General features: G+C 56.3%; 23 protein-coding genes. 12 read left to right on the plus strand and 11 right to left on the minus strand.

From position 1 onward, the window contains the following. Positions 1–15 precede the first annotated feature (15 nt). Positions 16–732, plus strand: a complete 717-nt coding sequence (locus N9C89_RS06040; protein WP_263952933.1) for a YfaZ family protein — start codon at positions 16–18, stop codon at positions 730–732. A 91-nt stretch (positions 733–823) separates the two neighbouring features. Here N9C89_RS06040 and eno read toward each other — a convergent pair whose 3' ends face one another. The 3 genes from eno to N9C89_RS06055 all read right to left on the minus strand — a co-directional run bounded on the left by eno (position 824) and on the right by N9C89_RS06055 (position 3,271). Continuing rightward, positions 824–2,101, minus strand: coding sequence for a phosphopyruvate hydratase (gene eno, locus N9C89_RS06045; protein ID WP_263952934.1), 1,278 nt, complete (start codon positions 2,099–2,101; stop codon positions 824–826). A 137-nt stretch (positions 2,102–2,238) separates the two neighbouring features. Further along, positions 2,239–2,652, minus strand: a complete 414-nt coding sequence (locus tag N9C89_RS06050) for a Fur family transcriptional regulator (protein ID WP_263952935.1) — start codon at positions 2,650–2,652, stop codon at positions 2,239–2,241. Between the two features lie 79 nt (positions 2,653–2,731). Beyond that, positions 2,732–3,271 (minus strand): DUF1697 domain-containing protein, encoded by a 540-nt coding sequence (locus N9C89_RS06055; protein ID WP_263952936.1) that lies wholly within the window; start codon positions 3,269–3,271, stop codon positions 2,732–2,734. A 286-nt stretch (positions 3,272–3,557) separates the two neighbouring features. Between N9C89_RS06055 and N9C89_RS06060 the strand changes: the two genes are divergently transcribed. Continuing rightward, positions 3,558–3,884: a hypothetical protein gene (locus N9C89_RS06060; RefSeq protein ID WP_263952937.1), complete on the plus strand. Its 327-nt coding sequence runs from the start codon at positions 3,558–3,560 to the stop codon at positions 3,882–3,884. Positions 3,885–3,935: 51 nt separating this feature from the next. After that, positions 3,936–4,634, plus strand: coding sequence for a L,D-transpeptidase (locus N9C89_RS06065; protein WP_263952938.1), 699 nt, complete (start codon positions 3,936–3,938; stop codon positions 4,632–4,634). A 71-nt stretch (positions 4,635–4,705) separates the two neighbouring features. Here the strand turns inward: N9C89_RS06065 and N9C89_RS06070 are convergent, their stop codons facing one another. Next, positions 4,706–5,407 (minus strand): SDR family oxidoreductase, encoded by a 702-nt coding sequence (locus tag N9C89_RS06070; protein WP_263952939.1) that lies wholly within the window; start codon positions 5,405–5,407, stop codon positions 4,706–4,708. A 144-nt stretch (positions 5,408–5,551) separates the two neighbouring features. Continuing rightward, entirely contained in the window at positions 5,552–6,928 is a 1,377-nt protein-coding gene (locus N9C89_RS06075; protein WP_263952940.1) for a M20/M25/M40 family metallo-hydrolase, read from the minus strand. Between the two features lie 379 nt (positions 6,929–7,307). Here N9C89_RS06075 and hemA point away from each other — a divergent pair, with 379 nt between their 5' ends. From hemA to ispG, 4 genes are all read left to right on the plus strand, one after another. After that, on the plus strand, positions 7,308–8,531 hold the full coding sequence (hemA, locus tag N9C89_RS06080; protein WP_263952941.1) for a 5-aminolevulinate synthase: 1,224 nt from the start codon (positions 7,308–7,310) through the stop codon (positions 8,529–8,531). A 133-nt stretch (positions 8,532–8,664) separates the two neighbouring features. Further along, complete coding sequence (locus N9C89_RS06085) at positions 8,665–9,831, plus strand: helix-turn-helix domain-containing protein (RefSeq protein ID WP_263952942.1); 1,167 nt, start codon at positions 8,665–8,667, stop codon at positions 9,829–9,831. A gap of 126 nt (positions 9,832–9,957) precedes the next feature. Next, entirely contained in the window at positions 9,958–10,353 is a 396-nt protein-coding gene (locus N9C89_RS06090; RefSeq protein WP_263952943.1) for a RidA family protein, read from the plus strand. 135 nt (positions 10,354–10,488) lie between these two features. Further along, a complete protein-coding gene (ispG, locus tag N9C89_RS06095; RefSeq protein WP_263952944.1) occupies positions 10,489–11,619 on the plus strand; it encodes a flavodoxin-dependent (E)-4-hydroxy-3-methylbut-2-enyl-diphosphate synthase in 1,131 nt (376 codons plus the stop codon). A 6-nt stretch (positions 11,620–11,625) separates the two neighbouring features. Here ispG and N9C89_RS06100 read toward each other — a convergent pair whose 3' ends face one another. Next, positions 11,626–12,984 (minus strand): M48 family metalloprotease, encoded by a 1,359-nt coding sequence (locus N9C89_RS06100; protein ID WP_263952945.1) that lies wholly within the window; start codon positions 12,982–12,984, stop codon positions 11,626–11,628. A gap of 58 nt (positions 12,985–13,042) precedes the next feature. On the opposite strand from N9C89_RS06100, the gene N9C89_RS06105 reads away from it, so the two are divergent. Then, positions 13,043–14,209, plus strand: a complete 1,167-nt coding sequence (locus tag N9C89_RS06105; protein ID WP_263952946.1) for a pyridoxal phosphate-dependent aminotransferase — start codon at positions 13,043–13,045, stop codon at positions 14,207–14,209. Further along, complete coding sequence (locus tag N9C89_RS06110) at positions 14,206–15,441, plus strand: N-acetylmuramoyl-L-alanine amidase (RefSeq protein ID WP_263952947.1); 1,236 nt, start codon at positions 14,206–14,208, stop codon at positions 15,439–15,441. Before N9C89_RS06105 ends, N9C89_RS06110 begins: the two co-directional genes overlap by 4 nt. 19 nt (positions 15,442–15,460) lie before the next feature. On the opposite strand, the gene N9C89_RS06115 is transcribed toward N9C89_RS06110, so the two are convergent. Then, positions 15,461–16,060 (minus strand): class I SAM-dependent methyltransferase, encoded by a 600-nt coding sequence (locus tag N9C89_RS06115; RefSeq protein ID WP_263952948.1) that lies wholly within the window; start codon positions 16,058–16,060, stop codon positions 15,461–15,463. Between the two features lie 130 nt (positions 16,061–16,190). On the opposite strand from N9C89_RS06115, the gene N9C89_RS06120 reads away from it, so the two are divergent. From N9C89_RS06120 to N9C89_RS06130, 3 genes are all read left to right on the plus strand, one after another. Beyond that, on the plus strand, positions 16,191–18,740 hold the full coding sequence (locus N9C89_RS06120; protein WP_263952949.1) for a penicillin-binding protein 1A: 2,550 nt from the start codon (positions 16,191–16,193) through the stop codon (positions 18,738–18,740). A 108-nt stretch (positions 18,741–18,848) separates the two neighbouring features. Further along, entirely contained in the window at positions 18,849–19,976 is a 1,128-nt protein-coding gene (gene prfB, locus N9C89_RS06125) for a peptide chain release factor 2 (RefSeq protein ID WP_263952950.1), read from the plus strand. Positions 19,977–20,080: 104 nt separating this feature from the next. Then, on the plus strand, positions 20,081–21,193 hold the full coding sequence (locus tag N9C89_RS06130; RefSeq protein ID WP_263952951.1) for a hypothetical protein: 1,113 nt from the start codon (positions 20,081–20,083) through the stop codon (positions 21,191–21,193). Between the two features lie 91 nt (positions 21,194–21,284). Here the strand turns inward: N9C89_RS06130 and N9C89_RS06135 are convergent, their stop codons facing one another. The 4 genes from N9C89_RS06135 to N9C89_RS06150 all read right to left on the minus strand — a co-directional run bounded on the left by N9C89_RS06135 (position 21,285) and on the right by N9C89_RS06150 (position 24,656). Then, a complete protein-coding gene (locus N9C89_RS06135; protein ID WP_263952952.1) occupies positions 21,285–21,788 on the minus strand; it encodes a bactofilin family protein in 504 nt (167 codons plus the stop codon). Next, a complete protein-coding gene (locus tag N9C89_RS06140) occupies positions 21,778–23,100 on the minus strand; it encodes a M23 family metallopeptidase (protein WP_263952953.1) in 1,323 nt (440 codons plus the stop codon). Before N9C89_RS06140 ends, N9C89_RS06135 begins: the two co-directional genes overlap by 11 nt. Before the next feature lie 204 nt (positions 23,101–23,304). Beyond that, entirely contained in the window at positions 23,305–24,159 is an 855-nt protein-coding gene (locus N9C89_RS06145; protein ID WP_263952954.1) for a ferritin-like domain-containing protein, read from the minus strand. Continuing rightward, positions 24,156–24,656 (minus strand): peroxiredoxin, encoded by a 501-nt coding sequence (locus N9C89_RS06150; RefSeq protein ID WP_263952955.1) that lies wholly within the window; start codon positions 24,654–24,656, stop codon positions 24,156–24,158. Before N9C89_RS06150 ends, N9C89_RS06145 begins: the two co-directional genes overlap by 4 nt. Between the last annotated feature and the right edge of the window lie 4 nt (positions 24,657–24,660).

A 24,660-nucleotide genomic window follows, 5' to 3' on the forward strand; every position in this document is an offset into this window, starting at 1 on the left:
CATAAAGGATTAGGTATGAGCCGACGAATTTCGACCTTGCTTGCCGGCTGTGCCGGTTTACTTGCACCCGTAGGCGCGATGGCCGCGGATTGGCAATTCGAAGTGACGCCGTACCTTTGGCTACCGACGTTGAGTTCTGATCTTGATATCGGCCCGAACCCGCCGGTCGGGGGCTCTGGCTCGTTTCTTGATATTCTCGACGGTGCCTTCATGATTACAGGTGAAGCGCGCAAGGATGAGTGGTCCTTGGTTGGCGATTTTATCTACCTCGACATGTCGAATGACGTGGCAAAAACAAGCTTTGGGGCGCTTGCCGAATGGGGCCTTGGCGGCACCATGACAACGGTTGGCGCGGGGTATGCCTTCTATAATTCACCAGCGCTGCGGCTTGAAGCGACGGGCGCATTGCGATTTTGGGACGTGAAGCTAGAGACGCGGGTCTTTCGATTTCGCGCTGAGGCGAACCGCGAATGGGTCGATCCGCTCGTTGGGTTGCGGTTTGAAGCGCCTATCGGAGACAATTTCGAAGTATCCGGCATGGCGAATGTCGGTGGATTTGGCGGAACAACCGAAAAGCAGTGGGAAGCCCTCGCGCAGATCGATTGGAACATCACAGACCATCTGTCGCTCGCTGCGGGGTATCGTCATCTCTTCGTCGATCTGGACGACAAGGGCCTCGTGATGGACCTGACCTTGAGCGGCCCCTATGCAGCGCTTGGATTTAAGTTCTAGGCAGCAATAATTATTGCGCCAACAAGCTGCTTTAAAAAGGAAAAGCCCCCGCAAATGCGAGGGCTTTACTGTTTTTAGATGATCTATTCGATCAGTTTTTCAGGATCGATTTACCTGCGTAAACGGCGCTTTCGCCGAGCACTTCTTCGATGCGGATCAGCTGGTTGTATTTCGCCAGACGGTCCGAACGAGAGAGCGAGCCTGTTTTGATTTGGCCGCAGTTTGTGGCGACGGCGAGGTCTGCGATTGTGGAGTCCTCTGTTTCGCCGGAGCGGTGGGACATCACGTTCGTCATGCGCGCGCGGTGGGCCATATCAACGGCCTTGAGCGTTTCGGAGAGTGTGCCGATCTGGTTCACTTTCACGAGCATGGAGTTGGCGGAGCCTTTCTCGATGCCCATCGCAAGGCGGGTGGGGTTGGTCACGAAGAGATCGTCGCCCACAAGCTGTACGGAATCGCCGAGTGTTTCGTTCAGCAGCTTCCAGCCGTCCCAGTCATCCTCGTCGCAGCCATCTTCGATCGAGATGATCGGATAGTCGTTGCAGAGTGCTGCGAGATAGGCGACGTTTTCTGCGGATGTGAGCGATTTACCTTCGCCTTTCATCTCGTATTTGCCGTCCTTGTAGTACTCGGACGCGGCGCAATCGAGCGCGAGGTAGATATCCTGACCCGGAACATATCCAGCCTTTTCAATCGCTTTCAGCACGAAATCCAGCGCATCACGGGTAGAGGAGAGGTTTGGCGCAAAGCCGCCTTCATCGCCGATACCGGTGTTGTGGCCCGCAGCGGAGAGCTCTTTCTTGAGTGTGTGGAACACTTCGGCGCCCATGCGGATCGCTTCACGGATATTCGCGGCGGAAACCGGCATGATCATGAATTCTTGGATGTCGATCGGGTTATCGGCGTGCTCGCCGCCGTTGATGATGTTCATCATCGGAACAGGCAGAACTTTTGCGGATGTACCACCGACATAGCGGAACAGCGGCTGGCCGGTTGCGTCGGCAGCAGCTTTGGCGACGGCGAGTGAAACGCCAAGGATTGCGTTCGCGCCAAGGCGGCCTTTGTTCGGGGTGCCGTCAAGCTCGATCATCGCGGCGTCGATGGCTTCTTGCTCTGTTGCGTCCCAACCGACGAGGGCTTCGGCAATCTCGCCATTCACTGCGGCCACAGCGTTTTGTACGCCTTTGCCGAGGTAGCGGGATTTGTCTCCGTCGCGCATTTCAACGGCTTCGTATGCGCCGGTTGATGCGCCCGAAGGTACGGCAGCGCGGCCCATGGAGCCATCCTCTAGCGTCACATCGACTTCGACGGTCGGGTTGCCGCGGCTGTCGAGAATCTCGCGGGCGAAAATGTCGATGATTGTGGTCATGTTGGTCGTCCTTTTGAACAAATATCTAAGAGGGGCCGAGGGCCTTTTACGCAGGCGGTGCAGTAAGGTCAATCTCGGCGCCGTTGGCACAGCAAATAATAGCCGTTAGCGTTAACAGTATTGCGACAGTCCGCAGCTCAAGGTTTGCGCAGCGGAACGCCATAGAGTTCGAGCCGATGGCCCTTGAGTTTGTAACCGAGTTTCTCGGCGATCTTTTCCTGAAGCGCCTCGATCTCCTCGTCGACGAATTCGATGACTTCGCCGGAGTTCATATCAATAAGGTGGTCGTGATGGTCACGGTCGGCGGTTTCGTAACGCGCGCGGCCATCGCCGAATTCGTGCTTAGCGAGGATACCCGACTCTTCAAACAGTTTCACGGTGCGATAGACCGTGGCAATCGAGATTTTAGGATCAAGCGCCACAGCGCGGGCATAAAGCTCTTCTACGTCGGGGTGGTCTTCGGACTCTTCGAGCACGCCAGCAATTACACGGCGTTGGTCCGTTAGGCGCAGGCCCTGAGCTTCGCAGCGGGAAATAATGGTATCGCTCATCTGATCCTCGGATTTATTGCGCGTGTCTTACGGGATGTTGTTGATGGTTTCCAGTGATTTCCTATGGGTGAGGTGGCTGTTACGCGGAGGCAAGGGCAAGGATCGCCTCGACGCTGCGCAGGTTGCGGGCGGTGGTGGGCACACCGATCAAACGCTCCGCAGCGGCCATCAGCTTGGACCGGCCAATGCCAGATGGGGCAAGCAAATAGGCACAACGGTCGGTGAGTGCGAATTGCTCATCCTCTGCGCGCAAACTCTCGATCTTGGCGAGGTCAGGGGCGGGGGGCTCAGCAGCGAGGAAGAGGAAATGCAGGGTCTTCGGGTCCACATCCGTTGAGAAGGGGCAGGCGTCGATGGTGGATCGAAGCTCTGCTTCTGAGAGTATCAGGATCTCGGGCGTGAGTTCGAATTCCGTTTCGATCAGCGCGGCAAGTCGCGATTTTACATCTGTCGCGCTTTCTTCATGCGTGGAGAAAGTGAGGTTGCCGCTTTGGATATAGCTTTTCGGGTCGTGAAACCCGCCTTCGGCCATTGCAGCGCAAAGCGGTTTCATCGGCAGTTTGTTGTGCCCGCCAACATTGATGCCGCGTAAGAGAACGATCCACTTGTTAATGCTCATGTTATGCCTGCTTTAAATAAGCCTCTGTCGAATACGAGTTTGTCTTGCTTAGCATAGGCCGCACGCTTTCGCGTGAAATTCTGTGAGCTGTATGTGCTGGAGGCAAATCGAGGCGCGAGAAACGCGTGAGCGAAGTCAAAATCACCGCTTCGGGGACTGCTTCAAAAACAGTCAAACGGCTTAGAAAGCGGCAAATCCTTCACAAGCCTGTGAGACTCCGCTTGCGCCGCACCGTCACGGGGCGCTTGCAATTGTCATTCCTTTGGAGCGCGCGTAAACGCATGGTATGAGCGTTCTTCGAAGTTGCCTGTTTGCGGTCCTTGCTGTGCTCCTCCTTCCTTGGGGGGCTTATGGTGCAACGTATCCATCGGCGCCGCACGCTGCGGTATCGGAGTATGCGGATCCAATTCAGCCAACCGCTTTCGTTTCCGCCAAGAAGAAATGCCGTATCGCGACCCTACCTGGCTCGCCGTGTGGCCCGGACATCATGGTGCGAGAAATTTCGATGACATTCTCGACGCCAGAGCCCGTATATGGCGCGCATTTCAGGGATGTTTGGCGTGGAGCGAGCCTCGCGCATGCTCCGCCGCGAGACCCTCCACGGTTTTCGTAACCCGTACGGCGCAGCAGCGTCACTTCTGTAACGAAAACATGGACATACCCAGTGCTAACACGTCGAAAATTCATCGCCCTTGGCGCGGTGTCAGGCCTTGCTGCTTGTACCCAGCCAGAGGCAGCCATCACCACGCCGGTCGAACCCGTCGCGCCCGTGTATCCTCCGCTTCCCGAGTTTTATGGGGCCATAACGGATGAGCCGTTTCCGATACCGGCGGTTGAGGAGGGATCATTGGCGCCGGAGTATTGGCGTCAAGAAGTAGATAACCCTTGGGGCAAGCATCCGCGCGGAACCATTATTATCAATCCGGATGCAGCACAGCTTTATTTCATCGAATCCGATGACCGCGCCATTCGCTATGGCGTGAGTGTCGGGGCGGCGGGATTTGATTGGCAGGGGAAGGCGAGGCTGCAGTTCTGGCGCGAGTGGCCGCGTTGGAATGTGCCCGAAGCGATGATCGAGCGACAACCGGAATACGAACCTTACTCGGTTGCAAATGGCGGTATGGACCCGGGGCCAGGAAATCCGCTCGGTGCGCGGGCTTTGTACTTGTTTCAAAATGGGGTTGATACGCTCTATCGCATACATGGAGATGCGGACCCGTGGGAGTTGGGAAAGGCCGTGTCTTCGGGCTGTATTCGCATGCTAAATCAGGACGTTATCGACCTTCAAGATCGCGCTGTTCATGGGGCGGACGTGATTGTATTACCCTCAATGAAGCCATCGGGTTTGACGGAGATTTACTGATCTCGGAGAAGAGTAAAGTAAGCGTGCGGGGTTGTGCTTAGGGTTTCACATCACCGCCGTAAGCGTGCTGGCTAGACGTAGGGCGTCCGTTGTGGGCGGAGTGTGAATTCCGTGACACAGGTCGTGTTGGGGAGCGCGATCGCCGTCGAGATCATGTGTGATATGTCCTCAAGCTGAATCATCTTGGAGCGGTCTTTGCCTTTGTCGTTCACAGCTGGCGTATTGACAAATCCGGGATGAACCAGCGTAACACGCACCCCGTCCTCGCGGACCTCCTCAAACAGGGCTTTGGCAAATCCGACCTGCGCATGGCGCAGAGAACAGTGGATCGAGTGGTTTTTCCACCCAAGCCATGACGTCGGGCCGCATATATAAACAATCGCGCCCTCTGTGGCTTTGATCGAGGGTAGGACATGCGCCGTTATCCGGATTGTTGCACGCAGCACTTGATCAATAGAGTTGTCCCAATCTTCAAAGCGATCCGTCGAAACCAATCCATAGGAGAATTTCGCGGCGCAATGAACCAGTGCATCCAGCTTTCCGCTTTGAGTTGCCCATTCTGCAAGCGCGGCAACATCATCCATATCGCCCATCTCTGCGGTGAAATAGCTGCCGCTGCCCCCCGCGTCTTTAACCAGATCGAGCGTTTCTTTTAGGGCGTCTTCCCGTCGTCCGTGTGCGAGTATGTTCCAGCCTTCCGAGGCAAGTTTAATCGCGGTTCCGCGGCCAATTCCACTTGAAGCGCCAGTTATTAATGCTGTTTTAGTCATCATGTACCCTCCCACTTCCAAGCCAAGAGAATAGCATAAATTGCGATACTTTTCGACGATGGAGGTCTGCAAACACGGTGCGAAGCAATCTCATCAAAAAAGGGCGCCGTAGTGACGCCCTTGATGGTAGGTTTTAGCGATGGCGCATTAGGCCAGTTCGGCCAAAACGCGTGCCCAGCTCCGGATGCCTTTGTGGAAGCATTCCAGATCGTATTTCTCGTTCGGGGAGTGAAGCTGGTCGTCGTCCTTGCCGAAACCGATGAGCATCGCGTCCATATCGAGGATGGTTTTGAAATGCCCAGCAATCGGGATTGAGCCGCCGCAGCCAACGAATGCCGCAGGGCGGGGCCACTCATCAGATAGCGCTTTTTGCGCCGCTTTGAATGCCGGATTTGATGTTACCATTTCACCTGCAGGAGAGGCGCCGTGTGGTTTGAACGTCACCGTACAATCTTCGGGCAGGCGGCTTTCCACGAAAGTGCGGAAGTTTTCGCGGATGGCGAACGGGTCTTGGCCGCTTACAAGGCGGAAGCTAATCTTGGCGGTGGCTTGTGCGGGGAGCACAGTTTTAAACCCGTCGCCCGTATAGCCCGCCTCAATGCCGTTCACTTCGCAAGTCGGACGCGACCAGATCATTTCAAGTGGTGTGCGGTCTTGTTCCCCTGCGGGAACCGAGAGGCCAACTTCGCCAAGGAATTGCGAGGCATCAAAGCCGAGCGCGTCCCATTGCGCTTTGATGTCATCCGGAAGCTCGGCTACATCGTCATAGAAATGCGGCACCTGAATGCGGCCTGTTTCATCGTGCAGATCGGCAATGATTTTGGCCAAAACGCGCGTCGGGTTGATTGAAATACCCCCATACATGCCGGAATGCAGGTCTTTGCTTGGGCCGTGGATGGTGATTTCCTCGCCCAGAAGGCCGCGCAGACGGGTGACAATCGCTGGGGTTTCTTCGCCAAACAGCCCAGTATCGCAAATGAGCGCGATATCGGTTTTCAGCTCGGCAGCGTTCTCTTGCATGAAGGGCACAAGAGAAGGGGAGCCGCTTTCTTCTTCGCCTTCAAAAAAGAATGAGACTTTGACCGGCAGTTTTCCGTGAACCTTGAGCCACGCGCGGCAGGCTTCGACGAAGGTCATCAACTGGCCCTTGTCATCGGATGTGCCGCGTCCGCGTAGGACTTTGCCTTTTGGCGTGTCCTCAAGCGCGGGTTCAAACGGCGGGTTATCCCAGAGCTCGAGCGGATCAACCGGTTGCACGTCGTAGTGACCGTAAAACAGCACATGTGGCGCGTCATCTGGGCCTTCGCCATGGGCAACCACCATCGGATGGCCGGGGGTTGGGCGCTTGCTGGCCTCAAATCCGAGGTCTGAAAGCTCTTTGACCAGCCAATCCGCGGCCTTATCGCAGTCTTCTTTATAGGCCGGATCGGTGGAGATCGAAGGGATGCGCAGCAGGTCGAACAGCCGTTCGGTGGCTGTGTCGAGGTCTTGGTCAATCTGGTCTAGGACGGGCGCGAGTGTCATATAATATCCGTGTGTTTTTGATGGTTTACCGCTGAAATCTACGCGCGTTTTCGAGCGTTGGATGGGCTGCGGTGTATGGTCTACGGTAGCTGTACCGTATCATTGCCATAGGCAGGCGCAAGCCGACTTGCCGTAACGTTGCGCAAAAGGCCGGTTCCCGCTCGTGAAAAATTCGATATATAGCTCCGCGGCAGCGGAAATCACGCGCTTTGATTTAACTCAAAGTCAAAGCTAGAATGATTCCATAAATATCGCCTCAAGCAATTGATACAGGTCGCGTCATTTTGTAACGTAGCTTGTGAACAAGTTCTTCCGTAGGAAGAGCAGAAACCGAAGAATGCACACGCGCGTGTGTTCACTAGGCAGTTTGGAGAGCGCCTTGGACTATAAAGCAAAGATCGACCTCGCGTTGAACAATCTGCACGAAGAAGGGCGCTACCGCACATTCATCGACATTGAACGCAAGAACGGCGCGTTTCCGCATGCTGTCTGGACCCGTCCGGATGGGCAGGAGCAGAATATTACCGTGTGGTGCGGCAATGATTACCTCGGCATGGGGCAGCATCCGGTTGTTCTTGAGGCGATGCATGAAGCGATTGACGCAACGGGCGCGGGCTCCGGCGGCACACGCAACATCTCTGGCACAACGGTGTACCACAAACGCCTTGAGGCCGAGCTTGCCGATCTTCACCAGAAAGAAGGCGCGCTCCTGTTCACCAGCGCCTATATCGCCAATGACGCGACGCTTTCGACGCTGCCAAAGCTCTTCCCTGGTCTGATTATCTATTCCGATGCGCTCAACCATGCGTCGATGATCGAGGGCGTGCGCCGCAACGGTGGCGCGAAACGGATTTTCCGTCACAATGACGTTGAACATCTGCGTGAGTTGCTTGAAGCGGATCCGTCTGATGCGCCGAAACTGATTGCGTTTGAATCGGTTTATTCGATGGACGGTGACTTTGGCCCGATCGAGCAAATCCTTGATCTTGCCGATGAATTCAATGCGCTTACCTATATCGACGAAGTGCATGCCGTGGGTATGTATGGTCCACGCGGCGCCGGTGTTGCCGAGCGCGACGGGTTGATGGGCCGTATCGACATCATCAACGGCACGCTTGCCAAAGCATACGGAGTCATGGGCGGGTATATCGCTGCGGACGCCAAGCTCTGTGACGCGATCCGCTCCTATGCACCCGGTTTCATCTTTACTACTTCGCTCGCACCGACGATTGCGGCGGGGGCGGCGGCCTCGGTTCGGCATCTGAAAACCGATCAGGCCCTGCGCGAGGCGCACCAGACACAGGCGCGCATCCTCAAGACCCGCCTCAAGGGGCTTGGCCTGCCGATTATTGATCACGGCAGCCACATTGTTCCTGTGCACGTGGGCAACCCTGTGAAATGCAAGATGATCTCGGATCGTCTGCTGGAAGATCACGGGATCTATGTGCAGCCAATCAATTTCCCAACCGTTCCACGCGGCACAGAGCGGCTCCGCTTTACGCCGTCGCCCGTTCACGGACCGCGTGAAATGGATGCACTTGTGCATGGTTTGGACGATCTTTGGTCACATTGTGCGCTTAATCGTGCCGAACTCGCTGGTTAACATCATCTTTGGTGCAGAATCGTTTGCACTATGTTAGAGTTGTCCTAAGAAGCTGGCTAAGTCAGGGTCACAGGCGAATCGACCCGATTTTGAACCAGCTATTGGGGGCAATAGTGAAACTCGGGGCAGTGCTATGATTAGGCGCATTATATCTCCGCAACCAGTCGAGGACGAAGGACCGCAAGGTTTTGACTCCTATGAAATTCGCTTGGGCGATATCATGCGGGGTGAGCGGGCGACCATGGGCAAAAGCCTATTGGATGTTCAGCGCGAGCTTAAAGTCAAAGCCACCTACATTGCCGCCATCGAAAACGCCGATCCTCACGCCTTTGAAACTGCCGGTTTTATCGCTGGTTACGTTCGCTCTTATGCGCGCTATCTGGGCATGGATCCAGATGAGACTTATCGCCAGTTTTGCACCGAATCCAACTTCGAGAATGTGCATGGCATGGCCGCTGGCAGCAAAGCCACTGCCAAACCAGAACGCAGCCGAAAAACAACCTCAGACAAGCGTGATCCGTTTATTGAGCCGAATGTAAGTTTCGTGCCGCGCGGTGAGGCGCTGTTGTCGAAGGTACAGCCAAGCGCGATTGGCTCTGTTGCCGTATTGCTCGCTTTGATCGCGGGTGTCGGCTACGGCGGCTACACTGTTTTGCAACAAATCCAGCGCGTGCAATTTGCCCCAGTGGCCGACGCGAGCGGATTTGATGACCTCGCAACAAGCACAGAATTTGCGGCTGATGTCCTTCCACAAGAGACGGGGGGCATTTCGGCCGAGGCGCTGGATCGTCTCTATCGCCCCGAAGCTCTTGAAGTTCCCGTTCTCGTGGCGCGCGATGGACCGATTGCAACGATCGACCCTTTCGCCGGATACGAACGCCCGTCTACGCAAGTTGCAGAAGCCGTCGCCACATCCCTCGAAGAGCCGATGTCTGATGTGCAGGTTGTGGCCAGTGCCGCACCAGAGCTGAAAGTCTTTGCTGTGCGCCCTGCGTGGGTTCGGATCAGCGCTGCGGACGGCACTGTCATTTTCGAGAAAATTCTTGATGCCGGCGAAGAGTTCGTCGTGCCACAGACCGAAGAAGCTCCAACTTTGCGGGCCGGTAATTCGGGCGCCGTCTATTTTGGCGTAAACGGTGAAACCTATGGCCCAGCTGGCGACCCAGGACAGGTTGTGTCCGAGGTGGCGCTGTCTGATGCGGCCCTGAGCGAAAGCTACACAGTCGCCGATCTCACCAAAGACACCGACCTTGCCGCTCATATGGCGGTCGTCGCGCAGGCGGATTTGCCCGAAGAATAGACGGCAAAAGTTAGCTATCTCTTGCAAGGCGCTGTGTTTCACGGCGCCTTTTTTGCATTTAGCAAGCGGTCGTGGGTGAGAGGTGTGCTAGGCTGTTTTCTTTCAAAGCAATGAGAGGATGGCCGAATGCCAGCTGAACGCAAATTGATTTCGAATGGCAATCCCATGGAAAAGATCGTCGGGTTTAGCCGCGCGGTTCGGGTTGGCCCTTTTATTGCGGTGGGTGGCACGGCCCCAGTTGACAGCGATGGGAAAACTGTTGGCGTTGGGGATGTACGCGCCCAGACCAAGCAATGCTTTGAAATCATCAAAGCCGCGCTCGAAGACGCGGGATCTGGATTGTCTGACATCGTGCGCACCCGCGTTATTTTGACTGACATCGACAATTGGAAAGAGGCGATTGAAGCGCGGAAGGAATATTGTCTCGACGCGCGGCCCGTTGATACCATCATGGCCATCAACAGGTTCGTTAATCCCGAATGGTTGGTTGAGATCGAAGTCGACGCCTATGTTCAAAGCTAGGGGTAGGCGGCGAGAGGCTTTGATCAGGTGAAGGAAGAGAAGTTAGCCGAAGCCAGCCTCTCTTGAAATCCATGTTGCCCCCGCGCCCATGAAACCCTATCTATCCCTCAACGGACCTTACTTCGGAGAGACCGGATGTCGCTCAATCACATCAGACCTTGGCGTAATATTCACCGGCGCAAGTCGCGCCAGATTATGGTGGGGAATGTCGCCGTCGGAGGCGATGCGCCGATTTCGGTCCAGACCATGACCAACACGCTGACGACAGACGCCAGCGCTACGATCAAACAGGTTCTGGCCTGTGCGGATGCGGGCGCGGATATTGTTCGGGTTTCGACACCGGATGCGGAAAGTACCCGCGCGCTCAAGGAAATTGTGGCGGAAAGCCCCGTGCCGATCGTGGCCGACATTCACTTCCACTACAAACGCGCGATTGAGGCTGCCGAAGCAGGGGCGGCTTGCTTGCGGATCAATCCGGGCAATATCGGGGACGCAAAACGCGTGCGCGAAGTGGTGCAGGCGGCAAAAGACCACGGCTGCTCAATTCGTATCGGTGTGAATGCGGGGAGCCTTGAGAAGCACCTGCTTGATAAATACGCCGAACCATGCCCCGAGGCGATGGTGGAAAGCGGTCTTGATCATATCAAACTGCTACAGGACAACGATTTTCACGAGTTCAAAATCTCGGTCAAAGCCAGCGATGTGTTCCTGTCTGCGGCGGCCTATCAGGCGCTGGCAGAGGAAACAGACGCGCCGATCCACCTTGGCATCACCGAGGCGGGCGGGCTTATGGCGGGGACGATCAAATCGTCCATCGGCCTTGGCAATCTCCTGTGGATGGGGATTGGTGACACAATGCGCGTGAGCCTTTCGGCGGATCCCGTCGAAGAGGTTAAGGTTGGGTATGAAATCCTGAAATCACTCGGGCTGCGCCATCGCGGCGTAACGATCATTTCCTGCCCATCCTGCGCGCGGCAAGGGTTTGACGTGATCAAAACCGTTGAGAAGCTTGAGGACCGTCTGGCGCATATTTCCACCAGCTTGAGCTTGTCGATCATCGGCTGTGTGGTTAACGGGCCGGGCGAAGCGCTGATGACGGATGTGGGCTTTACCGGCGGCGGAGCCGGAAGCGGAATGGTCTATCTTGCAGGCAAACAGAGCCACAAGATGAGCAACGATCAGATGATCGACCACATCGTCGAGCAGGTCGAAGCCAAAGCCGCCGCAATCGAGGCCGAGAAGGCCGCGAGCGAAGCCGCAGAATAGCTTATCCTAACGTTTGCGTCCCTTTCTCGGGGCGTTTTTCGCAATAAAGACGATGTCTTGCGCCTTGCGTGATCCAGCGGAGCCGCCAGGTAGCTGGCCAAGCGCGCGGTTCGCGTGGAGGGCCGCGTCGTCAAACCGCCCGAGCAGCGCATAGCGTTCTGCTGTTACCAAAGACGCCATCCCGTTGTTGCCGTTCTTGGCGTAGGCCACGGCCAGATCACGGAGCATGCGCGGGTCATTGGCATCGCGTCCTGCAGCTTTGACAAGCACGTCCAGCGCTTTTTTGTTGCTGTCGCGCGTGTCGAGCGCCAAGAGCGAGCGGCCATATCCAGCGAGGATCAGCGCATTGCGCGGCGCGAGAGATACGGCCTTGGCATAGGCATTGGTTGCGGCGCTGTATTGGCGGGATTCATAGAGAATTTGGGCGCGCAGTTCCTGGTAATAGGGGTCATTCGGGCGCATGGCGACAACCGCATTAATCGCGGCTGCAGCTTTGTCTCCTTGGGCAAGGCGGTGATATCCGATGGCGCGGCGCAATTGTGCCAGTTCCGAAGTGTCGCCGTTTTTGGCCTTGCGCAGAACGGATTTTGGATTGCGCACAAAGGCTTCAAGTTTGATTTTCGCGCGGGTGAACCAATAGTCCGCTTCTGCCTGTGGTTTGGTCTTACCTTCATAGGCGGCGGCAAACCCTTTGGCCGCGCGCAAGCGGTCACGGCTGAGCGGGTGGCTACGGGCATAGGCATCTTGACGGTTGAGCGCGAGGCTCTCTTGCCCTGCGAAAATATCCAGCACATCAATAATGCCGTTCGGGTCAATGCCCGCGCGCGCCATATAGCGGAAGCTGGCTTGGTCGGCGCTGGCTTCTTCGGCGCGGGTATGACCAAGCAGACCCCGCCGCGCAGAGCCCGCCGTTCCCGCCGCAACCGCAAGCCCAACATCCCCACGACCAGAAGCCGCGGCCGCAGCAGCACCGAGCAGCAGGCCAAGCTTTGCAAGGCTACTTGCGCCGCCAGCGTTCACGGCGCGGCGGGTGATATGGCCGTTGGCAATATGGGCGGCTTCATGGGCAATCACGCCTTGAAGTTCGGCGGCGCGCTTCATTTTGAGGATCATGCCCGTGTGAATAAAAATGTGGCGCCGATCAATCACAAAGGCGTTCATCGAGGAATCATTGATCATGATGATCTTGACGTGCCCTGGATTGAGCCCCGCCGCGCTGAGTACCGGTTCGGCCAGTTTGCCAAGGGCGTGTTCGATATCGGGATCGCGGATAATCCCCTGTGCAAACAGGGTTTGCGGCACCAGCAAGAGCCAGCACAGCACGAGAATTGCGCGTCGAAACGGGGATTGCCTGCGTGTCTGCATTGACCTTTTCTTTCTCTACTGGGACAAAGCCCTAGGTTGGGAGCATAGGAAAGATTTGATGCAGGTTTCAAGGCGTTCACAGGTTGATCCCTTTATTGTTATGGATGTGATGGAAGCCGCCGCCAAGGCAGAGGCCAGCGGGCGGCATATCATCCATATGGAAGTCGGCCAGCCCAGCACGCCTGCGCCTGTCGGTGCGCGCGCGGCATTGGCGTCCGCGATGGAAGAGGGGGCGCTTGGCTATACGGTCGCGCTTGGCCTGCCGGAATTGCGACGTGGCATCGCGGACCTGTACCAACGCTGGTACGGGCTGACGATTTCGCCAGAGCGGATTGTGGTGACGGCGGGGTCTTCGGCGGCTTTTCTTTTGGCGTTTACGGCGCTGTTTGATGCGAAGGACCGCGTGGGCCTCGGCTTGCCGGGCTATCCGTCGTACCGCCAGATCTTGCGCGCGCTGAGCCTGCAAGATGTGGGGATCGAAACCGCAGCCGCAAATCGGTTTCAGCCGGTGCCGAGCGATCTTGAAGGACAGAACCTTGATGGTTTGATCGTCGCCAGCCCCGCCAACCCGAGCGGAACAATGCTCTCGCGTGACGCGCTGGCCGATTTGATCCAAGCCTGCGACGCCAATGGCACGAAGTTCATTTCCGACGAGATTTACCACGGCATTCAATACGAAGGCCGCGCGATTTCAGCGCTTGAGATTTCCGATGATGTCTATGTCATCAATTCCTTCTCCAAGTATTTCTCGATGACAGGATGGCGCATCGGCTGGATGGTGGTCCCCGAAGATCATGTGCGCACAGTCGAGCGATTGGCGCAGAACATGTTCATCTGTGCGCCTCATGCCGCACAGGTCGCGGCTCTTGGCGCGCTGTCTTGCGAGGCGGAAACAGAGGCAAATCTTGAAGTTTATAAGGCCAATCGCGCTCTGATGCTTGAAGAGCTGCCAAAGGCCGGATTTACCCGCATCGCACCGCCTGATGGAGCGTTTTATATTTACGCGGATGTATCAGAGTATACCGACGACAGCCTCGCATTCGCTTCTGAAATCCTTGACGAAGCAGGCGTTGCGGTGACACCGGGCCTTGATTTTGATGCCGGGCGCGGTGGGCAGTGGCTCCGCTTTTCCTATGCGCGGTCCACGGCAGATATGGCCGAAGGGATCAAGCGGCTTGCGGCTTATATGGCAAAACGCTTCCCCGATCACGAGGTCGGCGCATGAGGCGATTTGCAGGGGTTATCGTTGCGCTTTGGGCGTCTTTCGCCGCAACAGCGGGCAGTGCACAGGATTTTAACGCGCTCGCCACGGTCGAGCCCGAAACCGCAAGAGTGACGGACACTGGCGCGGGGCTTTCGGTTTCGTTGACCCTAAGCCAGCCGGTGCCTTATCGGGTGTTCACTCTCGCGGACCCAATGCGCCTCGTGGTGGATTTCAACGAGGTGGATTGGCGCGGCATTGATGCGGATACGGTGATCACAGGAAATAACGCAGAGGCCGTGCGGCTTGGCGCGTTCAAGGCTGGCTGGTCACGGATGGTGGTTGATTTGGCGGCACCCTTTGTAGTGGATGAAGCCGGAATGACCATCGGCGACAACCGCGAGAGTCGATTTATTGTTGCGCTTGTTCCTGCGAGCGAGGAGGCGTTTCGCGCGGCATCTGGCGCGCCCGAAGGGGCGACCTACACGCGCAAAGGTGTTGAAGGGCTGAACGCGCCAGTGCGGCGGCAAACGGGCGAACGTGATCTGATTATTGTGCTTGATCCCGGACACGGAGGCATTGATCCGGGGGCAGAGGCCGGAACCAAAGACGCGCCTGTGCGGGAATCTGATCTGATGTTGCTTTTTGCGCGCGAGCTTAAGGAAATGCTGCTGCGCGATGGTGGCTATCAGGTTGTACTGACGCGTGAAGACGATGTGTTTGTGCCGTTGGAAACGCGGGTCACTGTTGCGCGGGCGGCCAAGGCGGATGTATTCATTTCGATCCACGCGGACGCGCTTGCCGAGGGGCGGGCAACGGGGGCGACGATCTATACCCTGTCGGAAAAAGCCAGTGACTTGGCCTCGCAGAAGCTCGCCGAACGCCACGACCGCGCAGACCTTCTGGCGGGTGTTGATCTGTCGGATCAAGGCGATGACATTGCCACAGTTCTGATGGACCTTGCCCGAATGGAAACAGCGCCGCGTTCAGATAGTCTTGCGGATGAACTTGTGATCTCGTTGAAGGACGAACTCGGAAAAATGTATAAAAAACCGCGACTTGAAGCGGGTTTCTCAGTTCTGAAGGCGCCGGATATTCCATCGGTTCTGGTCGAGCTTGGCTTTCTGTCAAATCCGAACGACCTTGCCGATATTCAAACTCCCGAATGGCGCGAAAAAGCGCAGCGCGGCATACTCGCGGCGCTCAATGCATGGCGGGTGAAGGATGCGGCGCAGGCGCAACTGCTGCGCCAGTAACCAGATTGGGCGGTGGCGCTTAACCTTTGCGCCGCCGTGCCAACCATACCGAATGCCCCGCGCAATCAGGGTCTTCGGGAACGAAATCAACAACGTCAAACCCAGCTTCGTCAAAGAGCTTATGATAGTCTTCGGGATTGAGGGACGCATGATAAATTGGTGCGCCTTCGACTTCGCCGATTGCTTCGCCGGCACTTGGGCCAGTGGTAACCAAAAGCGGCGCGCCGGGCGCGGCATGTGCGGCAAAGACAGGGAACATAGCGCGCTGGTCTTCAACGCTAAGATGAAAGAAACTGTTCCACGCGATGAGCCCATCAAATTCTTTTCCAAGGTCCAGCCCGCGCATATCGGCGTGGTGGACGGTCGCACCCGGAACATTCTCTGCAAAGAGTGCCACCATGCTCGCGGCGCCATCAACACCGGTGACCTCGCGGTTCCGTTCACGGATATAGCGGGCAATTGGCAAGCCGCCGCCGCAGCCAATATCAAGGATGTCGCGTCCCGGCGCATGGGCCAGAAAGCGATCCAGCCAGCGGCGCTCAAACAGGGTTTTGTTGCGCCGTGCGGCATAGGCAGGGCCGTGGGTTTCGTAGGTATCTAGAATATCTTCTGGTCGCATAGGTCTAGGTGACCTGTTTCCACCGGCCGTGCAAGCGCCAATATCCGAGGTGGCGGCAATCTGCCGAAAGGCTTTTGACCCTCCTGCACTGGGTATATATAGAGAAGTGTAATTCTTTTGGGGGCCAGCAGTGCTACGGGCTATTCTAAACTTTTTCGGCGGTATCTTTACCTTCCTTGTGCTTGGGATCGTTATGGCCGGTCTGACGATCGGGGGCATCTTTTGGATGTTCTCTCGAGACCTGCCCAATACAGAGACTTTGACGCAATATCGCCCCGACACAATCAGCCGCGTTTATTCGGGCGAAGGGCTGATTATGGACGAATTCGCCAAGGAACGCAGGATTTACGCGCCGATTGAAGAGATTCCGGATGTGGTAAAACAGGCCTTCATCTCGGCGGAAGACAAGAATTTCTACACCCATAAAGGCTATGACGTTCGCGGCATTGCTGCTGTGATTGTCGAGGCCATTCAAACCAAGGGCGAGCGGCTTCGCGGGGCTTCAACGATTCCACAGCAGGTTGCCAAGATTAGCTTCCTCCATGGCGGACGAACCATTGAACGGAAGATTCAGGAGATTATCCTGAGTAACCGCATGGTCACGACGCTCTCGCGCGATCACATTCTCGAGATTTATCTGAACGAAATCTTCCTTGGTCAGAACTCTTATGGCGTTGCTGCGGCCGCGCTGACGTACTTCAACAAGACGCTCTCTGAGTTGACGGTTGAAGAGGCGGCCTATCTTGCGGTTTTGCCAAAAGCGCCGAGCGATTATCACCCCGTACGCCAACTTGATCGGGCCATGGCACGGCGCGCTTATGTTTTGAGCGAGATGTATGACAACGGGTATCTGACCGAGGCTGAGTACGAAAAGGCCATGGCAGAGCCGCTGCGCACTGTTCAAAACGGTGAATACGACAGCTTCAAATCCAACCTGCCACCACGGGATTATTTCTCTGATGAGATCCGCCGCCAGTTGAGCCGCGATTTCGGCGAGGACGAATTCTTTACCGGCGGGCTGACCGTTCGGGCGACCGTGGATCAGGATCTTCAGGTCGAGGCGGCGAAGGCGCTTCAGAAAGGTCTTGAGGATTATGACCGGTCTCGCGGGGTTTGGCGCGGCACAGGTATAAAACTGACCGAAGAGCAAATGGCCGATGAAGCCACGTGGCGCGCGGCTCTTGCCGAAACAGAACTCGCGCGGGATGTCGAAGGTTGGCATGTTGCTGTTGTTCTGGAAACTGGCGACACCAGCGCGCGCATTGGCATCGAAGGCGTCGAAAATGACGAAGACGGTCATTGGATTCCCGCGAAAGACGTGACATGGGCGCGCAAGCGTCGCGAGGACGGTTCGCTTTCTGGTAAGGCGCGCAAGGCAGCTGATTTGGTTGACGTAGGCGATGTTGTCTATGTCCGCGCAATGACCAGTGATGATGACGGCAGTTTCATCCGCTGGACGCTGCGACAGGTGCCAGAAGTGCAGGGCGCCTTTATGGCGATGGATGTTAACACGGGCCGTGTAATCGCGATGCAGGGTGGGTTCTCTTATCAGAACTCTGTGTTTAACCGTGCAACCCAAGCGACGCGCCAGCCCGGTTCGTCCTTCAAGCCTTTCGTGTATGCGGCGGCGCTGGACAGCGGATATTCCCCCGCAACGATCATTATTGACGCCCCGATCGAGATTGATACGGGCGCAGGGGTTTGGCGTCCGAAAAACTCCAGTAACAAATTCTATGGCCCAACGCCGCTTCGGACAGGGATCGAACAATCGCGGAACCTGATGACCATCCGACTTGCACAAGAGGTCGGTATGGACACCATTGCGCGCTATGCCGAGCGGTTTGGCGTTTACGACAATATGAACACCTTCCTGTCAAACTCCCTTGGTGCAGAGGAAACAACCCTGTTCAAGATGGTTGCGGCCTATGCGATGTTTGCCAATGGTGGCGAGCGCGTGGAGCCAACGCTGGTTGATCGGGTGCAGGACCGTTGGGGTAAAACAGTTTACCGCCACGATCAGCGCGACTGTCTGGAATGTCAGGTGGCGAGCCTTGAGCCGGGGGTTGCGCCCGCAATCCACACCGGACGCGAACGGGTGATGGACCCAGTGACAGCCTATCAGCTTACCTCGATGATGCAGGGCGTTGTGCAGCGCGGGACCGCCGCAGGGCGCATCGACCTTGGCGTGCCGGTTGCGGGTAAAACAGGGACGACGAATGACAGTAAAGATGCGTGGTTTGTTGGGTTCACCAGCAACATCGTGGCTGGGTGCTACATTGGTCACGATCGTCCGCGCAGCCTTGCGCCTGGTGGTTATGGCGGCACGCTCTGTGGCCCCGTATTCAACCAGTTCATGAAGGAAGCGACCAAGAAATTTGGGGGCGGCAGCTTTGATATTCCGCCGGGTGGACACTTTATCAAGATCGACCGCTACACCGGTGCGCGTCTTGGAAATGATGCGTCTGGTCCGAATGTTGTGGCCGAGTATTTCCGCAACGGCGAAGAGCCACTCTTTGGTGTGACCTATGACGGTGGCTTTGCGATGGCGAGCGATCTTCCTCTGTTCGAAGAGGTTGGGGATGTTGAAGATACCCGCGTTGAAAAAACCTCGACAGGCGAGACCGTAACATTTGGCGATAAGGCCACCTTCGGCACGATTACCAGCGGTGGCGAATACTAGACCTGCCTGAACAATGGAGCAGCAGGAACGAGGGCGATGCTTTGCCCTTGTTCGCGGGTTTGGGGCTTGCTATCACACTCGGCGAACCCCTGATCCAAAGGACATCCGATGCGGGCCGAAGTGCAAAATTCCGTAACTGCGATTGAGAAATCGCTCGACCTTCTCAAGCAACGACTGGGCTGGGAAACGGCGGAACACCGCCTTGAGGAATTCAACGCCCGCACCGAAGACCCCGAACTTTGGAATGATCCGGCCAAAGCGCAGAAACTTATGCGCGAACGCCAGATGCTCGTGGATGCGATGGACACCTATAAGTCCATCAAACAGGACCTTGCCGACAATATCGAGATGATCGAATTGGGCGAGATGGAAGAGGACGCCGAGGTTGTTGCGGATGCGGAGGAGGCAATCCTCGCGCTCGAGAAAACCGCCGCAGAGAAAGAGCTTGAAGCTCTGCTGGATGGAGAGGCCGACGGCAACGACACCTTCCTTGAGATCAACTCTGGCGCTGGCGGTACAGAGAGCTGTGACTGGGCCTCAATGCTCGCGCGGATGTATGTGCGTTGGGCAGAGAAAAAAGGCTATACGGTGGAGCTTCAGAGCGAGAGCGCTGGCGATGAGGCGGGCATCAAATCCGCCGCCTACAAGATCAGCGGGCCGAACGCCTATGGCTGGCTTAAGTCCGAGAGTGGCGTACACCGTCTTGTTCGGATTTCGCCTTTTGACTCGGCAGCCAAGAGGCATACGTCGTTCTGTTCGGTCTGGGTCTATCCGGTGGTGGATGACAACATCGAGATTGAAGTGAACCCCGCCGATATCCGCATTGATACCTACCGCAGTTCCGGCGCGGGCGGGCAGCACGTGAACACAACTGACTCCGCCGTTCGGATCACCCACGCGCCCACCGGCATTGTGGTCACAAGCTCCGAGAAATCGCAGCACCAGAACCGTGATATCGCGATGAAGGCACTGAAATCGCGGCTCTATCAAATGGAGCTCGATAAGCGGAACGCCGCCATCAACGAGGCCCACGAAAACAAAGGCGACGCGGGCTGGGGCAACCAGATCCGCAGCTATGTTCTCCAGCCGTATCAGATGGTCAAAGACCTGCGTACCAATCACGAGACATCCGACACAAAAGGCGTGCTCGACGGTGACCTCGACGGCTTTATGGCAGCAACGCTTGCGATGGATGTTGCCGGTAAGAGCCGCTCCGAAGCGCAGGGTGAAGACTAGAAGTTTCTCTAGTTTTGACGCTTGTCCCAACCTATGCTGGACTTATTTAGACCAGCCATAGGTTTTGCATGATTTTCAATGCCTCGACCCGTTCATTGCGGAAAATGGCAGCGGCGATTGCCACAGCAGGATCGTGTGCGCTTACCATTTTTCCAGCACATGCGAATTCCTTTACCGAGCAATTCATCGACCCAGAAGACAATATGTTTGATGTCAGCGCCTTTCTCGCGCGCGGTGGTTTCGTCCCGATGCCGGTCATCATTACGGAACCCGCCGTAGACAAGGGGATCGGTATTGTTGGGCAGTTTGTGCAAGGCGATCCAACAACCAAGAATGTGCGGCGTACGATGGTTGGCGCATTTATTACGGGCAATAATTCGTTTGGCGGCGGTGCCATGCAGACGGGCGCCTTTCGGGACGGGCGGGTGAAATACACGGTTGGGATAGGAGGCGCGGACCTTCATCTGCCGGTGTATCCGTTCGGAAGCTCGCGCTCTATTGAGTATAACAATGTTACAGGTGGTGTGTTCGGGCACCTGCGCATGCAAGTAGGCGAGACACCGTGGTACGTCGGCCCTCGCTTCCGCTATCAGGCGAGTACGATCAGCCTTGATGCCGAAGGAAGGCTGGGGGGCATCCTCGAAGAGTTCGCCGTCGAGAAACGGTATTCCGCGCTTGGTTTGATGGGAACCTATGACACCCGCGATAACAGCGTAACGCCGCTACAGGGCATTGATGCGGTTATGCGGTACGATTTGTTTGACGGCGCAATAGGAAGTGACGCCGACTTTGACCTCGGAATGGTTGCGCTCCACGGCTTTCAGAAGCTTGGCGACAATGGTTGGAGTATCGGCGCAATGACCCGCTATGACTGGAGCAATGGCGATACTCCGTTCAACATGGCTCCGCAGATCAGTTTGCGTGGAATCTCGTGGGGGCGTTACGCTGGCGAGCGCGCGTCCAGTACCGAAATTCAGCTCCGCAAGGATTTTGACAATCGTTGGGCTGGGGTTGCTTTTGCGGGGTACGGGACAAGCGTTGCCGGGAATTCGCGTATCTTTGACGATTCAGGGCCGGTGCACACATATGGTGTTGGCGTGCGGTACAAGATTGCCCGCAAACTCGGGATCGATGTTGGAATTGATATCGCGCGCGGGCCGGAAGAAACAATCTGGATGCTGCAATTCGGGCATGCGTGGATGCGTACGATGGAATAGCGCGTTTGAATCTGAGATTTTCCGCCAAACAAAAAGAGCCGCCAAAATCTGGCAGCTCTTTGTCAATTCTCACGCTGTGAAACTGTTTAGTTTAAGCAGATTTCGGTGCGGCGGCGGCCACTGGTTTGGCGGCTGGCTTTGCGCCGGAGTTCAGGGGATCGTCCTGACGTTGGACAGAGCCCTCGAAATGCGCGCCGCTTTCGATCGCGATTGTTTTGTGGATGATGTCACCCTCAACGCGTGCTGTCGATGTCAGGCGCACTTTGAGGCCACGAACGCGGCCAATGACACGGCCGTTTACGACAACGTCATCTGCAATAACTTCACCGCGAACAGTTGCGCCTTCGCCAACAGTCAGCAGGTGCGCGCGGATGTCGCCATCCACGGTTCCTTCGATCTGGATGTCGCCGGATGTCTTGAGGTTGCCTGTGATTGCGAGATCAGAAGACAGAACCGATGCCGGTGGTTTTGCTTTCGGTGCCGTTTGTTTCATCTCAGTAGGGGTAGTTGGCACTGCGGCCTCCGTAGGTTTAGCGGTCACTGGTTCGCCGGATTTCTTGGGGCCGGGTTCATTGATTTTGCTTTTAGAAAACATCGCGTGCTGCCTTGATAAATTTCATCGGGTTGACGGGTTTGCCACCTACACGCACTTCGTAATGAAGGTGTGTGCCAGTGGACCGACCAGTATTTCCCATATCACCAATACGATCCCCGCGCGAGACTCTTTGGCCCTTTTTCACGCGGATTTTTGACATATGGGCATAGAAGGTTACGATCCCGAACTCGTGCTGTACTTTAACTAGATTGCCATAACCGGACTGCCAGCCTGCGTGAATCACGACGCCATCACCTGTGGTGTGGATGGGCGTGCCGTGCGAAGCGGCGAAGTCTGTACCGTTGTGCATCCGGCCCCAACGTGGACCAAAGCCTGATGTGAAGCGGAAGGCGGATTTGACGGGCAGGGCGAATGGCGCTTTTTCAGCGGCAATACGATAGATGTTCACATTGTCCATGCTGCGCAAAATTGCATTGGCGCGCAGGCTGTCGGCGTCAGGGCGCTCACCCTTAGTGGAGAAGGACAATGGTGTAAGTGGTCCGCCTTGGCCGTTGTAACCGGCGCGCACCTGTTTGAGGATGCTGTCAGGCGAGAGGCCTGCGTTGCGGAACATCTGATCCATTGGAGACAGTGAAACAGACACGGCCTCTTCGAGTTGGCTGAAGATGCGGTCATTACGTTGACGCATCAGTTTGGCCTCGAACTCCAGATCGGCAATCGTTGCGAATGCGGAGGAGGCGTCTTGAGCAATGCGATCACGCTCGTCAGCAGCACCTGCGAGAGCAGCGGTCAGGAAATCGACGGTGTTCAGAACATCGTCTACAGAGCCGGCATCTGCGATTGTGTTCTCTTCGCTTCCCTCAAGTTTGAGCGCGTATTCAGCGGCTTCGGCGCGCGCGGCGTCGCGTTCCTTGATTGTCTTGCGAAGAGTTGCCTGTATGACCTCGATGCCGGTTTCAAGCTCGTACCGGCGGTCTTCCAACCGGAGCAACTCCGACTGCATTTCGGAAATTTCGTCCAACGCCTTTGAGAAACGTTGCTGCGCGGAGATCGCTTCTTCGGTGCGGTAATCCCGTTCGGCAGACAGCGTGTTGAGGCGGGCTTCATAAAGGAACTGCTCGCGCTCAGCCTGATCCCGAAGGGAGCCAGAGCTGATGCTTTGCATGAACAGGATCGAGGAGGCGACAATTGTCCACCCAACGACGCTTGCACAACCTAGAAGTGCAAAAGCTTGAGTGGTTGGCTTAAGGCGCAGAAAGCGGGTTTCATTGTCCGAACGCAAAAACAACCTGCGTTCTGGCAAACGTTTTTCCAATACTGTGTTAAGCCTGTTTAATAGTCGTGCCCGCAAAATCCTGCCCCGTTTCCTGCCCCAATAGTTCCCCAACGGCACGTGCCTTCCCCAAGGCTACCGTGCAGTAAGGTGATTAGACGTTTGCGCTAAATCGATCAAGTTTCTTTAGGAAAGAGTGTGCATATAGGTGAAAAACTGGCGAAATCTCGCCGAACTCGGCGACCACATGTCCTGCATTTAAGGGAAAATTAATTTGACTGCCTAATTTTTGTGCATCTCGTCGGCGAGCGGCCAGTAGAAATCCGGTGGGATTCCGGCTTCGGCACGTTTTTCCTCATTGAAGGGTGGGCGCAGGGTCGAGTGGAAATATTTGAGAACCAGATCGTGAAAGACGTCTTTTGGATCAAGGTCGTGGCGCCCGCAAAGGAAATGGAACCACTTGCTTCCATAGGCCACATGCCCGACTTCTTCGGCATAGATCACCTCAAGTGCTTCGATGGCTTTGGTGTCTTTTGCCTGCTTGAAAATCTTGATCATGCCGGGTGTCACGTCGAGCCCGCGCGCTTCCAGAACCATAGGAACAACCGCAAGCCGCCCCATCAAATCTTCGGCGGTATCCTCGGCGGCGCGCCACATGCCCGCGTGCGCAGGAAGGGCGCCATAATGGCTTCCCTGCGCTTCAAGACAATCCGCCATCAAGTTGAAATGTTTGGATTCTTCGTCCGCAGACTTGACCCAGTCGTCATAGAAACCGATGGGCATTTTTACATGGCCGAACCGCGCGATGATGTCCCAGTGCAGGTCCACCGCGTTCAATTCGATATGCGCCACAGCATGCAGAATCGCGATGCGACCTTCCGGCGTGCCAGGTTTACGGCGGGGCACATCGCGCGGATCAAGAAGCGGCGGCTCTGTGGGGCGCGCAGGCGAGTCAGGTGGCGAGGCGGTACCAATGTCGGGCGTTTGCCCATTTTTGCGTGCCTCTTGCCAAAGCGCGGCGTAGCGACGCGAGAGCGCGGTTTTTTCGCGCGCATCGGCTGTCCGAAGGACGTCATCCGCCATTTCCGCCAAAGGTTTGGGCAATGTCACTGCTTCGGAAGCTGTCTCATTGCTCATTGTGTAATCGCCTTGGCGGCCTCAAGCACTTCGGCAGCGTGACCTGCTGGTTTGACCTTGCGCCAGATCCGTTGGACACGGCCCGCACCATCAAGAAGAAATGTGCTGCGCTCAATGCCATAGAAGGTTTTGCCGTACATCTTCTTCTCCCGCCACACGCCAAAATCCTCGCAGGTGGTGCTATCCGCGTCCGAGGCGAGCAGCACTTTTAGGTCGTGTTTGTTAGCGAAATTCTCGTGTTTCTTGAGCGTGTCTTTGGAGATTCCAACGACCACGGTGTTGGCGGCCGCAAACTCTTCGATGAGCGCGGTGAATTCGAGCGCCTCGGTCGTGCAACCAGGGGTGTTATCGCGCGGATAAAAGAACAGAACAACTGTCTTGCCGGAAAAGCTTTCGTTCGAAATCGGGCCGCTTGCCGTGGCCAATGCGAAACGCGGCGCTTGAGCGCCTTCGATGAGTGCGTCGGTTGGCTGGTTTGGATCAATTGGTGGTGTCATGTCT

This window comes from Halocynthiibacter sp. SDUM655004 (genome assembly GCF_026015885.1).
GTDB lineage: Bacteria > Pseudomonadota > Alphaproteobacteria > Rhodobacterales > Rhodobacteraceae > Falsihalocynthiibacter > Falsihalocynthiibacter halioticoli.

Coding starts and splice junctions, on each gene's coding strand:
- N9C89_RS06130 (WP_263952951.1), top strand. CDS start 20,081: ATGGCAGCGGCGATTGCCACAGCAGGATCGTGTGCGCTTACCATTTTT.
- eno (WP_263952934.1), bottom strand. CDS start 2,101: ATGACCACAATCATCGACATTTTCGCCCGCGAGATTCTCGACAGCCGC.
- N9C89_RS06135 (WP_263952952.1), bottom strand. CDS start 21,788: ATGTTTTCTAAAAGCAAAATCAATGAACCCGGCCCCAAGAAATCCGGC.
- N9C89_RS06100 (WP_263952945.1), bottom strand. CDS start 12,984: ATGCAGACACGCAGGCAATCCCCGTTTCGACGCGCAATTCTCGTGCTG.
- N9C89_RS06090 (WP_263952943.1), top strand. CDS start 9,958: ATGCCAGCTGAACGCAAATTGATTTCGAATGGCAATCCCATGGAAAAG.
- N9C89_RS06110 (WP_263952947.1), top strand. CDS start 14,206: ATGAGGCGATTTGCAGGGGTTATCGTTGCGCTTTGGGCGTCTTTCGCC.
- N9C89_RS06085 (WP_263952942.1), top strand. CDS start 8,665: ATGATTAGGCGCATTATATCTCCGCAACCAGTCGAGGACGAAGGACCG.
- N9C89_RS06070 (WP_263952939.1), bottom strand. CDS start 5,407: ATGATGACTAAAACAGCATTAATAACTGGCGCTTCAAGTGGAATTGGC.
- N9C89_RS06040 (WP_263952933.1), top strand. CDS start 16: ATGAGCCGACGAATTTCGACCTTGCTTGCCGGCTGTGCCGGTTTACTT.
- N9C89_RS06145 (WP_263952954.1), bottom strand. CDS start 24,159: ATGAGCAATGAGACAGCTTCCGAAGCAGTGACATTGCCCAAACCTTTG.
- N9C89_RS06150 (WP_263952955.1), bottom strand. CDS start 24,656: ATGACACCACCAATTGATCCAAACCAGCCAACCGACGCACTCATCGAA.
- N9C89_RS06055 (WP_263952936.1), bottom strand. CDS start 3,271: ATGAGCATTAACAAGTGGATCGTTCTCTTACGCGGCATCAATGTTGGC.
- N9C89_RS06075 (WP_263952940.1), bottom strand. CDS start 6,928: ATGACACTCGCGCCCGTCCTAGACCAGATTGACCAAGACCTCGACACA.
- N9C89_RS06105 (WP_263952946.1), top strand. CDS start 13,043: ATGCAGGTTTCAAGGCGTTCACAGGTTGATCCCTTTATTGTTATGGAT.
- prfB (WP_263952950.1), top strand. CDS start 18,849: ATGCGGGCCGAAGTGCAAAATTCCGTAACTGCGATTGAGAAATCGCTC.
- N9C89_RS06050 (WP_263952935.1), bottom strand. CDS start 2,652: ATGAGCGATACCATTATTTCCCGCTGCGAAGCTCAGGGCCTGCGCCTA.
- N9C89_RS06060 (WP_263952937.1), top strand. CDS start 3,558: ATGAGCGTTCTTCGAAGTTGCCTGTTTGCGGTCCTTGCTGTGCTCCTC.
- N9C89_RS06115 (WP_263952948.1), bottom strand. CDS start 16,060: ATGCGACCAGAAGATATTCTAGATACCTACGAAACCCACGGCCCTGCC.
- ispG (WP_263952944.1), top strand. CDS start 10,489: ATGTCGCTCAATCACATCAGACCTTGGCGTAATATTCACCGGCGCAAG.